We start from the raw sequence: 13,893 nt of genomic DNA on the forward strand, positions 1-13,893 counted from the left end.
CAACTATATGGACACCCTGACCGAATACAGATTGGACAAGTCGCTGGGGCACCTGGCCTCCCGGTTCTCGAGAATCGTGCTCAGGCGCTTCACCGCGGTGCTGCAGCAAAACGGCATGACGATCACCTCGGAGCAGTACTCGCTGCTGGTGCAGCTTTGGGACTGCAACGGGCTCCCCCAGGGAGCGCTGGCGGAGAAGACGGCCAAGGACAAGACCACCATGGCCCGCCTCGCGGCCGGGCTCGAGGAGCGAGGACTGATCGCCAGGCTGCCGAGCCCAAGCGACGCCCGCGAGCGGCTGCTCTACCTGACCGACCGCGGCAAGGAGCTGATGGATCAGGCCACCGCCCTGGCGCGCGGCATCCTGGAAGAGGCACAGCAGGGGATCGACGCGAAGGAACTCGAGATCTGCCGCGATGTCCTGCGCCGCGCCTGCCGCAACTTGCAGTAGTTTTTTTGACCCGATAGTTGTATTGAACAACTTTTCGGCCAAGCGAGGTTGTACCGATGGTTTTCGCCAAAACCGCAGCAACGATCCACCCGACCGAGATGACCCGGCGCCAGCTGACCGTCTTCGTCCTCATCCTCGGCGCCCTGACCGCGTTCAGCGCCATGTCGATCGACATGTACCTCCCCGCCTTCCCGCAGATGGCCCATGACCTCAAGGTGCCGCTCGGCACGGTGCAGCTCTCGGTGTCGGCCTTTTTGTTCGGATCGGCGGCCGGGCAGCTCTTCTACGGGCCGCTGGCGGACCGCTGGGGGAGGCGCCGCCCGCTGCTTCTGGGGCTGTCCCTGTACGTCGCCTCGACCATCGGCTGCGCCATGGTGCACACCGGGGGTGGCCTCCTGGCGTGGCGGGTGGTCATGGCGCTCGGGGGGGGAGCGGGTATGGTCATCTCGCGCGCGGTGGTGCGGGACCTCTACGACACCGCCGAGGCGGCGAGGATGTTCTCCCTGCTCATGCTGGTCATGGGGCTGGCGCCGATCCTGGCGCCGGTGGCGGGGGGGCAGCTGCTGCTTTATAGCGGCTGGAGGGGGATCTTCGTCTTCCTGGGCGTCTTCGGCCTCGCCTCGCTTTTGGCGGCGGCGCTGGCCCTCCCCGAGTCGCTCCCCGCGGAGCGGCGCATCCGGCGCAGCGCCTCGGACATGACCAAGGTGTACTGGCACCTGCTGAAGAACCGCCACTACCTGCGCTACGCCGTCGCCCTTGGGTGCGTGGCCGGCGTCAACTTCTCCTACATCTCGGGCGCGCCCTTCGTCTTCATCGAGCTGCACGGACTTTCGCCCCAGTTCTTCGGCGTCTTCTTCGGCGTCAACGCCTGCGGCCTGATCGGCGCTTCGCAGATGAACCGGCGCCTTTTGCGCCGCTATACGCCCGCGGCCATCGCCCGCAGCGCCTTCATGGTGGCCGGCAGCGCCGGCATCGCGCTGATCGCCGCGACGGCGACAGGCTTCGGCGGGTTCCCGCTGCAGATGCTCTTCATCTTCGTCTGCCTCTGCATGACCGGGCTGCTCTACCCCAACATCACCGCGCTGGCCTTGGCCCCCTTCGACAAGGCGGCCGGGAGCGCGTCGGCCCTTTTGGGGACCATCCAGTACCTCCTGGGTGCCTCGGGAGGGGCGCTGGTGGGGGCCTTCCACAACGGCACCGCACTTCCCATGACCGGCACCATGGCGCTTTGCGGAACGCTCGGCTTTGTCGCGGTACTCGGGGCGGGAAGGAGCAAAGGGCATCAGCGCGCCTGACCCGGGAGGTTGGCCAAGGTATCGAATTGCGGCGGGCAAGCTGCGGCGGGTGGACTAGCTGGGCTTGAAATCCTGAGTGGGGCAGCAGTAGTAGTCCCTGCTGCACCAGATCATGACCTTAGTGCCGGGGGTGGGCGGGGTCGGGCTGTCGATGGCGAACTGGTGGTTGTCGCAAAAGAGGGTCCCGTCCTGGCGCACCTCGGCGAGGTAGCGGCCGTAGAACAGGGGAGTAAGCGCCGGCGGGTGGATTTCGCGTAACTCGATGAGATGATAGATGTGCATCAAAGGCTCCACGTGTTCCTGCTTTCTGGTACCCGTATCGGCACGGCTTCGATTTTATTTACGCAATTGCGCATGACGCGGTAACGAAGGCAATTCCCCCGAAGGACCAGACCTGCTCGCGCAGGCCCAGACAGCGTCAAACCTAAAGCAAATAAAAAGGGCGGCCCAAACGGGCCGCCCTTTTCACATCTTGTCTGCCTGGTTCCGAACGCCCGGGTCAGTGGGCGCCGTTGACCTGGCTCTTGGCCACCAGGTAGTAGACGATCCCGAGGATGAGGAGGGTGCCGGCCAAAAACGCCTGGGTCTCCAGGGCGTCGTGGCGCAGGGTGGAGATGAGGATCTCCCGGATCAGGGCCACGATGATCACGCCGATGAAGATGAGGATGTTGAATTTCCCCCCCTTGAGCGTCTTGATCTCGTTGTCCATCAGTTCGATCATCATCCACAGGATCAGCAGGGAGCCGAGCGCTGAGAGGATGCCCTTCTCGAAGTCGCCCCGGAAGATGTGGACCAGGTCCCAGAAAAAGAGGGTGACCACCGAGAGGGAGACGCCGCTCAGGGCGATGACCAGGATCAGGTTGAGACCGTAGGTGAAGCGCTCGGCGGCGTGGATCAGCTTGGACTCGATCTTGTGCGAGACGAAAACCTTGCGCAGCTCCTCCTCCTGGTAGGAGGTGCTCATGATGTCGAGGTTGATGTCGAGGATCTTCTCCACCGCGATCCGGTACTTGCGGCGCACCGAGATGTCGGGGAAGTTGGCCTGCAGCATCTCGATCAGGAAGCGGCGCACCACGTTCATGGCGGCGTTCACGTAGTGGGCGCTCACCTTGATGCGGACGTGCGCCTGCCCGATCGACTGCAGGGTCAGCATGTACTCGTTGTCGTAGCGGCCGCAGAAGAGGGAGAGGAACCACTCGGTATGGGTCCTCTTAAGCCGCGCCAGGTCCTTGGGGTCGCGCAGGAAGACGGCGGTCTCCGGGATCTTCAGAAGGTAGGTGTAAAATTCCTCGACCATCGCCTCACTGTTCGTCTGCGCCAGGGGAAAAAGCTCTTTGAGCATTTCGGCGTCTGTATCCGAGAAGTAATAGTGGTTCTTTATTTCCTGCATGGTAAGCATCAATGGTTCTCCTGAGACAGTATTTCGCGCATCCTGATCCATTAGCTGTCGGTCAGACGGCAATCAATGCTAGCACACACCACACCTTTTGCCAGGTCCGTATACGCGCCTGCCCCGAAGCAAAAAGCCGCCCCGGCAGGGACGGCTTTTTTGTCGTGCGTGAAGCGGGCGCTCCCCATCCGGCAGGGGGGGACGAAAGGATCCGGACCGCGGGAACTGCCCGTTGGCGCCGCGGTGAGCGGGTGCGGTCATTCCCGCGCGGCGGAGGGGGAGCCCAGCAGCGAGAGGAGACAGAAGGAGAGGGCCATGACGGCATAGCCGGCGGCCAGGTGCCACACGATGGGGTGGGGCGGGGCGAGGGGTGAGAACATCGCGCCCGAGGGAAGCGGGGAGTGGATGATGCCGCAAAGCGACAGCGCCGAGCAGAGAAGGAGGTAGACGGCGGCCTTGCCGGGGCGGTGGTCCAGCACGTTGGCAAAGGCGGCGCCCCAAAGGAGCGAGGTGACGATGAAGCCGTTGCCGAGGATGATGGTGGCCTGCCAGGTGGCCAGGAGATCGCCGGTGAGGTCGGCGGAACTCTTGCCCAGCCCGGCCAGCATCTGCCCGAACTCGATGGTGGTGAGGCAGGCGATCACCGGGATGAAGGAGATGGCTACCGCGCGGTAATGCAGCTTGGGCGTCGCTTCGAAGGCCTGCGCGGTGATCTCGATGCCGATGAAGATGAGGATCGGAGCGACGGCGGCCTCCGGGAGGAGCCCGACGAAGAAAGAGAGGTAGCCGGAGACGGCGGCAAAGCCGATGAAGAGCGCGGTGGCGATGGTGTAGCCGGCGCGCCCCCCCATGTCCTTGTAGGCGGGGTGGCCGATGTAGGGGCAGGACTGCATCACGCCGCCGCACAACCCGGCCACAAGCGTGGCGGCCCCCTCCACCAGCAGGATGTCCCGGGTGTTGTACTCGTCTCCCGCAACCGCCGCGCTCTCGGTGACGTCGACACCCCCCACCACGGTGGCCAGCGCGAAGGGGATGGCCAGCGGCAGGTAGGCGAGCGCCCTCGGTATCCCCGGGAGGAATTCCAGGGTGGGGAGGGGGAGGTAGAGGGCTGGCTGCGCTGCCGCCAGGAGGGGATGGACGCCCCCCGGGAGGAGTCCCAGGCTCCCCAACAGGTAATAGGCGACGGTACCGCTCATGATCCCGGCGAGGGCGCCGGGGAGGCGCAGCGGGAGCCGGAAGCGGGCCAACAGCGAGATGAAGACGATGCCCAACGAGAGAAAGCCGACCACCGGCGAGGAGAAGAGCTTCAGGAAGGGGAGGTAGGCGATCAATAAAAGTGCGACGGCGGCGATGCTCCCGAGAAGTCCGGCCCGGGGGATGTTCCTTCTCAAGGCGGGGCCGCAGAAGGAGACGGCGATCTTGAAGGCCCCCATGAGCACGATGGTCGCCATGCCGACCTGCCAGGTCAGGTGGGCGTCCCTGGTGGCGAGGAAGCAGGGGCCGAGTACCCCGAAGGCCATGCCGAAGGTCGAGGGGGTGTCGAGCCCCAGGGGCATCGCCGTCACGTCGCTGCGCCCGGTGCGGCGGGCCAGGCGGTAGGCGAGCCACGAGTAGAGCAGGTCGCCCAGGAGAACCCCGACCGCGCTGCCGGGGAGCATCCGGGACAGGACCAGTTCACGCGGCATCCCGAAGACGCCGGTGAGGATCCCGGCCATGATCACCAGGCCGGACATGTTGTCCAGCATGAGACCGAAGAAGGCGTTGATGTCGCCGGCGGCAACGAGCCTCGGTTTGTTTGCATTCATGGGGGTCATCTCCTGAGTGCCCAAAATTGCCATAGCAGAACGGTCTTTGCAAGGTGAATGTCGCTGCAGGTGGGGGAGGCGTGGCGGCGGGGTGGCCGCCGGTGCGCCAAATGACCCAGAGGCCGTTAACTTGTTGTTTAGATTGGATTAATATTGAGGCGCGGGCGCTGGGGTGGCGGTTTCGTTTTTGCTAATGATTACAGTAGGAAAAGTCATCGGGGCCGCCGGATGGAGTAGCGCCGGGACAGACATCTTGTTTTTGGAATAGAAGTTGCTGTTCCCTTCGGATGCTCGCAAAACGAGAGGAGGGGCGTGACCGCGACAAGCCATCGGTACGATCGGTGCGGGAACGCGTTTCATAGCAAACCAAACCAGTCTGAGAGGGTATGGTAATGGAAAAGCAAGAGATAAACAACGCGATCACTGAACATGCCATGTACAAGTTCAAGCTCAACGACTTGATCAGCAAGGGACAGCTGGAAGACCACAAAGGCCCCTGCACCGAGACCGATTGCCAGTTCGGCAAGTGGTTTTACGACACCTCCTTTTCGTCCCGCCACAGTTCTTCCTCCTTCTACAAGCAGGTCAAGCAACTCCACGGTGAGTTCCACCAGGTAGCATGCAAGGTGGCGGGGCTGGCGGTCGAGGGAAAGACCGAGGAGGCCCGGAGGCTGATGGAGTACGATGGCGAATTCCAGCAGGCTTCCAACAAGCTCATGGAAACGCTGATGAGATGGCGAGATATGGTCTGACCAATTTTTATGGTCTGTTTAATTAGATCAAAAAAAGGTGAACTGCGCCGAAAAACGTGCTAGCTTTACGCCGCTTTTGAAGCGGAAACGTTTGACAAGGTGAACGCGCCCGTAAGGGCGCAGCGGTTCGTCTCCTGCGTTGCATCCCCCTTTAGCAGAGAAACCACCCCCAGCCTGCGACTTTCCCCGAAAGAGTGCCCATGTTGTCGACCGATATGGTGCGGCCCCCGCTGTCCGTCACGGCAGCGCTGTGCCCGTTCCCGCGCCGTTGACAATCCCCCTGTAGTGCGTTTTTCAGCTACCGCCAGGTAGTCAGCATGTACCACAAAGGAGAGCACCTTGAAGAAGAGATCGATCCGTAGCGCCCTGTCCACCGGGTTGAAAGTCCTGGCCCTCGCCGCCCTGCTGCTGGCACCGTTTGCCGCCGAAGAGGCACAAGCCGGCGTGACCCTCTGGAATGAGACCAACATCCAGTACCTGTGGGGGGGGCAGTTCAAGAATCCCTACGCGCACACCCAGGGCACCCAGTCCACCGTCACGGTCGAGCATGCCAACGCCTGGAAGTACGGCGACACCTTCCTGTTCTTCGACGTGACCAACACCGAGAAGGACAACACCGGGATCTACGGCGAGCTTTCCCCGAGACTTTCCCTCGGCAAGATCACCGGGCGCGACCTCTCCGCACCCTTCGTGAAGGACGTCCTGGTCGCCGGCACCCTCGAGATGGGTCAGGGCTTCCGCAACTACCTGTACGGCGTCGGCCTCAGCCTGAACCTCCCCAAGTTCAACTTCGCCGACCTCAACGTCTACGTGCGCAACGATCCCAAGCAGTCCGGCAGCACCTACCAGGTGACCCCCTGCTGGCAGCTCCCCTTCGCCGTGGGTAAGGCCAACATGATCTTCGAAGGGTTCTCCGATATCGCCGGCGGCGAGGGGAACCTCTCCTTCAACATCGACGCGCAGCCCCGCTTGCTCCTCGACCTGGGCAAGTTCTGGGACGCCCCCAACGGCATTTACGTGGGCACCGAGGTGATCTACTGGCATAACAAGTACGGCGTGAAGGGCGTGAACGAGTTCGCGCCGCAGGCGATGATCAAGTTCGTGATGTAGCGGGAAACAACGGACAATTGACAATGGACAGTTGCCAATTGTCGCGGTGGCGGCGCACGGTGGTGCGCGCCGCGCTGCAACGATAAACAATGGAACTGGAGAAGGGGCCGGGACGTCGACGGCCCCTTTTCTCATTGGAAGCCTTGCCAAGGTGGCCTGCGCACGCTAGAGTGTCCCTCATGCCCGCAAGCGTCCGCCAACACTACGAACTCTACCCCTACCCGGACTACCCGCTCTTCGCCTCGGTGCGCCGCCCAGATACCTACGCCAACAACCTGGACGCCCTCTGGGCCCTCTTCAACGGGGAACTCCCCCCCCCGGCCGGCCGCATCCTGATCGCCGGCTGCGGCAGCTTCGCCCCCTATCCCTTTGCGCTCGCCAACCCCGGCACCCCCATCACCGCGCTGGATCTCTCCGGCAACAGCCTGAAGCGGGCGCGGCTGCACTGCCTGCTGCACGGGATAACGGGGGTGGACTTTGTGCCGGGGGATCTCTGCGACCCGGCCCTGGCGCCGGGCCCGTACGCGATGATCGACGCCTACGGCGTGCTGCACCACCTGGCGGAGCCGCTGGCCGGGCTGCGCGCGCTGGCGGCGCGGCTTTGCGAAGGGGGGATCCTGAGGGTGATGCTCTACAGCCACTACGCGCGTAGGGAGGAGGACTCCATCCGCCGCGCGCTGAGGCTTTTGCAGGTGCGGGATCCGGAACAGGTGCGAAGGATGGTGGCGAAAAGCGGGAAACGGTCGCGACTGAGGAACTTCTTCGAGAGCTCTGACGAGGTGGCCAGCCGCTCCGGGCTTGCCGACGCGCTGCTCCATCCCCAGGTCACCAGCTACCGCATCGGAGAACTCCTGGAGCTGATAGCGGCCAGCGGCCTCGCCCTGCTGCGCTTCGCCCATCGCGGGGCGCTGCCGGAGCCGGAGAGTGAGATCGCCAGGTTGCGCGAGCTGGAGCGGCAGAGGCGCGCGCCGGGCAACTTCGTGTTCTACCTCGGGCGGGACGTGCAGGGCCCATGCCCTGAAAAGGAGGGGGTGTACCGGCTGAACCCGTGCCTCGCGCCGGCGCTCGCCCCCTGGCGCCTGGCGCCGCTGCACCTTCCCGGGAGGCTCGGACATGAAAACGCCGCCCTGGACGGTGCCGAGCGCCGCTTCCTGCGCCGCTTCCGCAACCCCGTCCCGGCGGCCGATCTCTCCCGCGCCGAGCTGGTAAAGGCCGGCCACTACGCCGACCGGCTCTTCCTCATGCGCTGCCGCGCCTGAGTCACCTTCCCTACCTCTCCAGCATCTCCCGCACCTTATTCAGGAGCTCCCGCGGGCGCACCGGCTTCATGAGCAGTTCAGTCCCCTCCTCGATGAGGTCCCGGTTCTTGATGATGTCCATGGTGTAGCCGCTGGTGTAGAGCACCCGCGCGGCCGGGTCGAGCTCCCTGATCCGCTGGCAGGCCTCTTTGCCGCTCATGCCGGGCATGATCATGTCCATGAGCACCAGCGAGATAGGGGCCGTGCGGCGGGCGTACTGCTCGATGGCGGCGGCGCCGTCCGCGGCCAGGATGACACGGTACCCGGCGCCGGCGAGTATCTGCTCCAGCAGGGTGCGCAGGTCCGCTTCGTCCTCGACCACCAGGATGGTCTCGCTGCCGCCCCTGGGCTGTTCCAGGTCCCGGAGCGTCTCTTCGGCCAGCGGGCTGGTGGCGCTCAGCGGCAGGTAGATCCTGAAGGTGGTGCCGATGCCCGGCTCGCTGTAGACGTTGACGAAGCCCGAGTGCTGCTTGATGATCCCGTACACGATGGACATGCCCAGGCCGGTCCCCTTGCCGACCTCCTTGGTGGTGAAGAAGGGCTCGAAGATCCTCTTCCTGGTCTGGTCGTCCATGCCGACACCGGTGTCGGAGATGGAGATCACGGCGAAGGGGCCGGGCTCGCCGATGCCGTTGGCCTGTACGAAGGCGGCGTCGATGCGCTGCAGCGACGTCTCAACGGTGAGAAGCCCCCCGCGCGGCATGGCGTCGCGCGCGTTGGTGGCCAGGTTGACCAGGACCTGCTCGATCTGGTTGGCATCGATGTCGACCGGCAGGGGGTGCCCGGCCTGCACGGCCCTCAACTGCACGTCTTCGCCGATGATGCGGGACAGGAACTTCTCCACGTGCCGGATCACGTCGTTGAGGTCGACGGTCTGAGTCTTGATCACCTGCTTGCGGCTGAAGGTGAGCAGCCCCGAGGTGAGCTGGGCCGCCTTGTCGGCGGCGTCCATGATGCGGTCGACCTGCTCCCGGTGCGGCGCGGCAAGGGACGCGTCGTTGCGCAGCATGCTGCCGTACCCCATGATCACCATGAGGATGTTGTTGAAGTCGTGCGCCACACCCCCCGCCAGTTGCCCGATCGCCTCCATCTTCTGGGACTGCAAAAGCTTTTCCTCGAGCTGCCTGCGCTCCGTTATGTCCTCGGCGATGCCGAGCAGGTAGCGCGATTTACCCTGCTCGTCCAAGAGCGGGATCTTCTTGGTGCGCAGGATCCGGTCGCCGGAGGCGGTGGTGATGACCTCCTCCGGTATCTCCATCAGCTCCCCTTTTTCCAGGGTGACGCGATCCTTGCAGCTGAAAAACTGCGCCTGCGCTGCGGGGAAGAGATCCTCGTTGCGCTTGCCCAGGATCTCCTTTCGTGAAAAGCCGAGCAGTTCCTCGCCGTACTTGTTGATGGTGATGAAGCGCAGCTGCTGCGCGTCCTTGGCGAAGACCATGGCCGGGATGTGGTCCACGATGTTCTTCAGGAACTCCTCGCTTTGACGCAGCGCCTCCTCGACGGCCCGCCTCTGGGTGATGTCACGGGCCACGGCCAGGACGTAGGCGCGATCCCTGAAGTGCATCCGGTTCAGCGTCAGCTCGGCCCAGAAGCTCTCCCCGTCATGCCGGTGCAGTTCGGTGACGATAAGGTCGCGTACTTCCGCATCCTCGTCGGAGCGGATCAGGGAGACGGCGGCGGGATTGTCGTGCAGGTCGGAGAGGTCGAACAGGGATTTTTCCAGGAGCTCGCTGCGGCTCCATCCCATCTGGCGGCAGGCGGATTCGTTCAGGTCGACGATCCTCCCGGTCCGCACCTCGACCAGGAAGATGGCGTCGTTGCTGTGGTCCAGGAAGGCCTTGAGACGCTCCAGTTCCTCCAGGCGCTCCTGCAGCTCCGGGTAATAGGTCTTGCGCATGGAGTTTTCGCCGAGCCCCGCTAGTTTGCGCTGCAGCGCTTCCAGCGCCTCCTGGGAGGAGGCGTCGGGGGAGTCCTGCACCTCGTCGGAGTCGGGGGGGCGGGGATCAGAGGGACTCTTCATAGACGACCTCTATATCCCTCTTGGAGGCGCGACGCGGGTTGGTGGCCATGCAGGGGTCCTTCAGGGCATGCTCGCTGTAGAGCTTCAGGTCGTCGCGTCCGACCCCGACTTCGGCCAGGGTGCGTCCCACCCCCGCCTCGGCCTTGAGCTTGCGGACGTACTCCAGGAGGTGCTTCTTCTTCTGGGAGAGGGAGAGCCCGCGCAGGTCGAGCCCGAACGCCTGGGCGATCTGCTCGAAGCGCTCCGGTGCGGCGTCGAAGTTGAAGTCGATGACGTGGTCCAAAAGGATCGCGTTGCATTCGCCGTGGGCGAGGTCGAGCGCGCCGCCGAGGCTGTGCGCCATGGCGTGATTGGCACCGAGGATGGCGTTGGAGAAGGCGAGGCCGGCCTGGAGGCTTCCCATCATCACCTGGCTCCTGAACTCCTCGTTGTCGAGGTTGCGGATGCTGGGGATGAGGTTCACCGACAAGAGCCTGAGCGCCTCCAGCGCGTGCAGGTCGGTCATGGAGGAGCTCGCGGTGGAGACGAAGGCCTCGATGGCGTGGGTCATGGCGTCCAGCCCGGTGCAGGCGGTCAGGTAGGGATCCATGGTGATCAGGGTGACCGGATCGATGAGCGCTATGTCCGGGACCACCGACTTGCTGATGATGGCGATCTTCACCCGTTCACGCGGGTTGCTGATGATGGCGAACTGGGAGACGTCGGCGGAGGTGCCGCCGGTGGTGGGGATGCAGATGAGGGGAGGCATGGGGGACTTCACCATGTCCACCCCTTCGAATTCGAGGATGTGCTTGTGGTTCGAGGAGACGATGCCGATGCCCTTGGCGCAGTCGATCGGGCTGCCGCCGCCGACCGCGACCAGGGCGTCGCAGTGTTCCGCCTGGTACAGCGCCACTCCCGCCATGACCTCGTCCGCCTTGGGGTTGGGGGTGAGCGCGGTGAAGAGGACCCAGGGAACTCCAGCGGCGTCCAGGCTGTCGGTTACGTCCTTGGTCCACCCTGCCTTTACCACCCCCGGGTCCGAGACCACCAGGACCTTGCGCCCCCCCAGGTTTTTGGCGTAGCGCCCGGCCAGCTCTCTGGCGCCGACACCGAAGATGAATTCCGGGGCGAGAAACTTTCTGAGTTGCAAACCTTCCGCCATCTAACCATCTCCCTGATCGAACAGATCGCTCTGTCATAACAGATGTTAAGGACAGCCAACGTCCGGGCAACTTGTGTAGTGTAGCAGTATTTCATGTCTTTTGCCACGGGAAGCTGGCACCACTCTTAGTGGTGCCTAATCGGCCTTTCAGCGGAAAACTTTAAGGAAAACTGGTAGCGCTGAAGAAGCTGCGGCAGATTCGGACCCGGGTGCCAAGGCGGCTGTGACAGGAGCCGCCGTCCGGGAAAATGCGCAACTTTCGTTACAATTCGACTGATACATCCCAAAGCGGTCCGAGCCGATAGGTAATTGCTGATGCTTAACGACTGCAGGGGGACTGGAGGCAAAAATGGCAACCATCCGTGCCAAGATCATCATGAACATGGCGGTCATGCTGATTACCATCGCCGTCATCGTTACCCTTGAGTTCCGCGCCATCGCGACTCTCGGCAGGATGCAGGATGAAGGTGCCCAGCGCTCGGACGCTGCGGTGTTGGCCAAGGAAGCCTCCATGGGGGGGCTCGCCCTGTACCGGGTCATAGCCGATGCGGAAGTCAACAGGGATCTGGAGCGTATCCTCAAGACCTGGCAGGCCAAAAAGGCAGAGGTGCTGAAGAACCTGGAGGCGACCGCTGCCATTGCCGATACTGCCGAGGAAAAGAGATTTGTCGCGGCGGTGAAGGACGCCGTGGCCGCGGTGATCGGAACCTTCGAGCAAAAGATGGTGCCGCTCTTGCGCGAAGGCGACGGCACGGTCCAGGAGGTCCGCGCTCTGGACCGCCAGATAGAATTGCAGGTGCAAAATATTGAGTCCGAGATGGACAAGGTGACCGATTCGCTGGTCCGGGAGATGCGGCAGGCGGACCGTGACTTCGACGCGGAGCGGCGCAAGGCCCTGTTCGAGGGGGTGATGATCGGCCTGGCGGGCGTCCTGCTGCAGACCGGGCTGGGGATCATGCTGCTGAAGGGAATCATGACGTCGGTGAACGCCATTCGTGCGCTGCTGACCGCGGTGAGCGCCGGGGACCTCACCCGTCAGGCGGAGATCGGCACCAGGGACGAGCTTGCCGAAACGGCCAGGGAATTCAACGGGTTCGTCCTGAACCTGCAGGACATGGTCCGGCAAATCGCGGCAACGGCGCATGTGGTAGTGGCCTCTTCGGAGCGGCTCAGTTCGGGCGCGGAAAAGATTGCCGCTGCGGCCGAGGAGGTGGCGCAACAATCGGCCACGGTGGCCACCGCCGGGGAGGAGATGTCCGCCACCTCCGGCGACATCGCCCAGAGCTGCCAGCGGGCCTCCGAGGGTGCCATCGTGGCCAGCCGTTCGGCCCAGGATGGTGCCCAGGTAGTGGAGACCACCGTTTCGGTGATGGGGCAGATCTCTGCCAGAGTGCAGGAGTCATCGAGGACGGTGGAGAGGCTAGGGGAACGCTCGGACTAGATCGGTGCCATCATCGTCACCATCGAGGACATCGCCGACCAGACCAACCTGCTCGCCCTGAACGCGGCGATCGAGGCGATCGAGGCGGCCCGCGCCGGCGAACAGGGGCGGGGGTTCGCCGTCGTTGCCGACGAGGTGCGTGCCCTGGCGGAGCGGACCACCCGCGCCACCCACGAGATCGGCGAGATGATCAAGGCGATCCAGAAAGAAACCAGGGATGCCGTGGCGGTCATGGAACAGGGGGTGGGGCAGGTGGCGACCGGGACGGTCGAGGCTGCTCGTTCCGGCGAGGCGCTGCGGGAGATCCTCGAGCAGGTACAGGGGGTGGCCATGCAGGTGAATCAGGTGGCAACGGCAGCCGAGGAGCAGACTGCCACTACCGGTGAAATTTCACGCAGCATGCAGCAGATCACCGAGACCGTGCGCCAGACCGCCTCCGGTGCCCACGAGTCTGCCGCTGCCGCGCACGAGCTCAACGGAAGCGCCGAGAAGTTGCAGCGACTGGTCGGACACTTCAAGCTGTAGCCCACCTCTACGGGCGCCCCTGATGGCCGGGCCGTAAGGGCGCCAACGACGTGGCCGCGGGGAGCCGGAATGCAGACAACGCGCTGCAGACCGAGAAGATCGCCCGGCACCTCGCGCTGAACGTAGCCAGCGAGTCCTTTAGTCCGATCACTTCGCGCAGCAGTCCGCAACGGGCTGCTGCGCCTATTCCACGCTTTTCCACCGCCAGCCGCTTAAACGGTCCATCCTTCTCCCCGCTCCTGTTGCTCCTCCTATCCATCACATCCGCAGTGCGTTCGTTTTTCCTGACATGGAAGACATCAAAGTATTTGAATTATGTTTGACAACGGGTAGCAAAGCGGGTACGCTCTCTGCCCCAAAGGGCGTTTACGTGATTTTATTAATGATCGAAATCATTCGTAAACGTTGATATGAAGCATGTGGTCTAGTGGTTCCGGCTTATTATGCGGAAATGGTATTAAAAGCATAATTAAGTAATTGACTGAAAAAGGCAAAGCCGGGGTGACCCGGCGACGCAAAGCCACCTGTCCAGGACAAGTGCGAGGCGACCCAGCGGGCGCTCGACTGGAAAGAGGGGCTACCGAAGTCGGGTGGAGAAAGTGAGCCTATCCCGGTGGATGGGCTTTCTCGTTTCTGGAACTAACAGCTCGTTCGGCAAAGAG

At 63.6% G+C, this 13,893-nt stretch carries 12 protein-coding genes and 1 riboswitch; of the genes, 7 read left to right on the forward strand and 5 right to left on the reverse strand.

Annotated features, from left to right (window positions below; genetic code table 11):
* Window positions 1-7 precede the first annotated feature (7 nt).
* Both KOM00_RS17610 and KOM00_RS17615 read left to right on the forward strand, forming a co-directional pair.
* The gene (locus tag KOM00_RS17610) at window positions 8-451 is read left to right on the forward strand and encodes a MarR family winged helix-turn-helix transcriptional regulator (RefSeq protein WP_216500237.1); all 444 of its coding nucleotides are present in this window, start codon (window positions 8-10) and stop codon (window positions 449-451) included.
* Window positions 452-507: 56 nt separating this feature from the next.
* On the forward strand, window positions 508-1,746 hold the full coding sequence (locus KOM00_RS17615; RefSeq protein ID WP_216500239.1) for a multidrug effflux MFS transporter: 1,239 nt from the start codon (window positions 508-510) through the stop codon (window positions 1,744-1,746).
* Window positions 1,747-1,800: 54 nt separating this feature from the next.
* Here KOM00_RS17615 and KOM00_RS17620 read toward each other — a convergent pair whose 3' ends face one another.
* The 3 genes from KOM00_RS17620 to KOM00_RS17630 form a co-directional block, all read right to left on the reverse strand.
* Window positions 1,801-2,028, reverse strand: coding sequence for a hypothetical protein (locus KOM00_RS17620; protein ID WP_216500240.1), 228 nt, complete (start codon window positions 2,026-2,028; stop codon window positions 1,801-1,803).
* A 217-nt stretch (window positions 2,029-2,245) separates the two neighbouring features.
* On the reverse strand, window positions 2,246-3,145 hold the full coding sequence (locus KOM00_RS17625) for a protoglobin domain-containing protein (protein ID WP_216500241.1): 900 nt from the start codon (window positions 3,143-3,145) through the stop codon (window positions 2,246-2,248).
* 248 nt (window positions 3,146-3,393) lie between these two features.
* The gene (locus KOM00_RS17630) at window positions 3,394-4,941 is read right to left on the reverse strand and encodes an MFS transporter (protein WP_216500242.1); all 1,548 of its coding nucleotides are present in this window, start codon (window positions 4,939-4,941) and stop codon (window positions 3,394-3,396) included.
* Between the two features lie 392 nt (window positions 4,942-5,333).
* Between KOM00_RS17630 and KOM00_RS17635 the strand changes: the two genes are divergently transcribed.
* The 3 genes from KOM00_RS17635 (at window position 5,334) to KOM00_RS17645 (ending at window position 8,062) form a co-directional block, all read left to right on the forward strand.
* Window positions 5,334-5,693: a CZB domain-containing protein gene (locus KOM00_RS17635; RefSeq protein WP_216500243.1), complete on the forward strand. Its 360-nt coding sequence runs from the start codon at window positions 5,334-5,336 to the stop codon at window positions 5,691-5,693.
* Between the two features lie 339 nt (window positions 5,694-6,032).
* Entirely contained in the window at window positions 6,033-6,803 is a 771-nt protein-coding gene (locus KOM00_RS17640; RefSeq protein WP_216500244.1) for a DUF5020 family protein, read from the forward strand.
* A 179-nt stretch (window positions 6,804-6,982) separates the two neighbouring features.
* Window positions 6,983-8,062, forward strand: a complete 1,080-nt coding sequence (locus tag KOM00_RS17645) for a class I SAM-dependent methyltransferase (RefSeq protein WP_216500245.1) — start codon at window positions 6,983-6,985, stop codon at window positions 8,060-8,062.
* 10 nt (window positions 8,063-8,072) lie between these two features.
* On the opposite strand, the gene KOM00_RS17650 is transcribed toward KOM00_RS17645, so the two are convergent.
* Both KOM00_RS17650 and ercA read right to left on the reverse strand, forming a co-directional pair.
* A complete protein-coding gene (locus KOM00_RS17650) occupies window positions 8,073-10,121 on the reverse strand; it encodes a hybrid sensor histidine kinase/response regulator (RefSeq protein ID WP_216500246.1) in 2,049 nt (682 codons plus the stop codon).
* Window positions 10,105-11,265, reverse strand: a complete 1,161-nt coding sequence (ercA, locus tag KOM00_RS17655; protein ID WP_216500248.1) for an alcohol dehydrogenase-like regulatory protein ErcA — start codon at window positions 11,263-11,265, stop codon at window positions 10,105-10,107. The genes KOM00_RS17650 and ercA overlap by 17 nt, the downstream gene beginning before the upstream one ends.
* Window positions 11,266-11,614: 349 nt before the next feature.
* On the opposite strand from ercA, the gene KOM00_RS17660 reads away from it, so the two are divergent.
* Together KOM00_RS17660 and KOM00_RS21150 are read left to right on the forward strand one after the other, a co-directional pair.
* Window positions 11,615-12,706: a methyl-accepting chemotaxis protein gene (locus KOM00_RS17660; RefSeq protein ID WP_456264253.1), complete on the forward strand. Its 1,092-nt coding sequence runs from the start codon at window positions 11,615-11,617 to the stop codon at window positions 12,704-12,706.
* A 12-nt stretch (window positions 12,707-12,718) separates the two neighbouring features.
* The gene (locus KOM00_RS21150; protein ID WP_456264254.1) at window positions 12,719-13,231 is read left to right on the forward strand and encodes a methyl-accepting chemotaxis protein; all 513 of its coding nucleotides are present in this window, start codon (window positions 12,719-12,721) and stop codon (window positions 13,229-13,231) included.
* Between the two features lie 479 nt (window positions 13,232-13,710).
* Window positions 13,711-13,816, forward strand: a riboswitch (cyclic di-GMP riboswitch).
* Window positions 13,817-13,893 lie beyond the last annotated feature (77 nt).

The organism is Geomonas diazotrophica, from assembly GCF_018919385.1.
Lineage (GTDB): Bacteria > Desulfobacterota > Desulfuromonadia > Geobacterales > Geobacteraceae > Geomonas > Geomonas diazotrophica.

Coding starts and splice junctions, on each gene's coding strand:
- KOM00_RS17630 (WP_216500242.1), bottom strand. CDS start 4,941: ATGAATGCAAACAAACCGAGGCTCGTTGCCGCCGGCGACATCAACGCC.
- KOM00_RS17660 (WP_456264253.1), top strand. CDS start 11,615: ATGGCAACCATCCGTGCCAAGATCATCATGAACATGGCGGTCATGCTG.
- KOM00_RS17645 (WP_216500245.1), top strand. CDS start 6,983: ATGCCCGCAAGCGTCCGCCAACACTACGAACTCTACCCCTACCCGGAC.
- KOM00_RS17615 (WP_216500239.1), top strand. CDS start 508: ATGGTTTTCGCCAAAACCGCAGCAACGATCCACCCGACCGAGATGACC.
- KOM00_RS17625 (WP_216500241.1), bottom strand. CDS start 3,145: ATGCTTACCATGCAGGAAATAAAGAACCACTATTACTTCTCGGATACA.
- KOM00_RS17610 (WP_216500237.1), top strand. CDS start 8: ATGGACACCCTGACCGAATACAGATTGGACAAGTCGCTGGGGCACCTG.
- KOM00_RS17620 (WP_216500240.1), bottom strand. CDS start 2,028: ATGCACATCTATCATCTCATCGAGTTACGCGAAATCCACCCGCCGGCG.
- KOM00_RS17650 (WP_216500246.1), bottom strand. CDS start 10,121: ATGAAGAGTCCCTCTGATCCCCGCCCCCCCGACTCCGACGAGGTGCAG.
- KOM00_RS17635 (WP_216500243.1), top strand. CDS start 5,334: ATGGAAAAGCAAGAGATAAACAACGCGATCACTGAACATGCCATGTAC.
- ercA (WP_216500248.1), bottom strand. CDS start 11,265: ATGGCGGAAGGTTTGCAACTCAGAAAGTTTCTCGCCCCGGAATTCATC.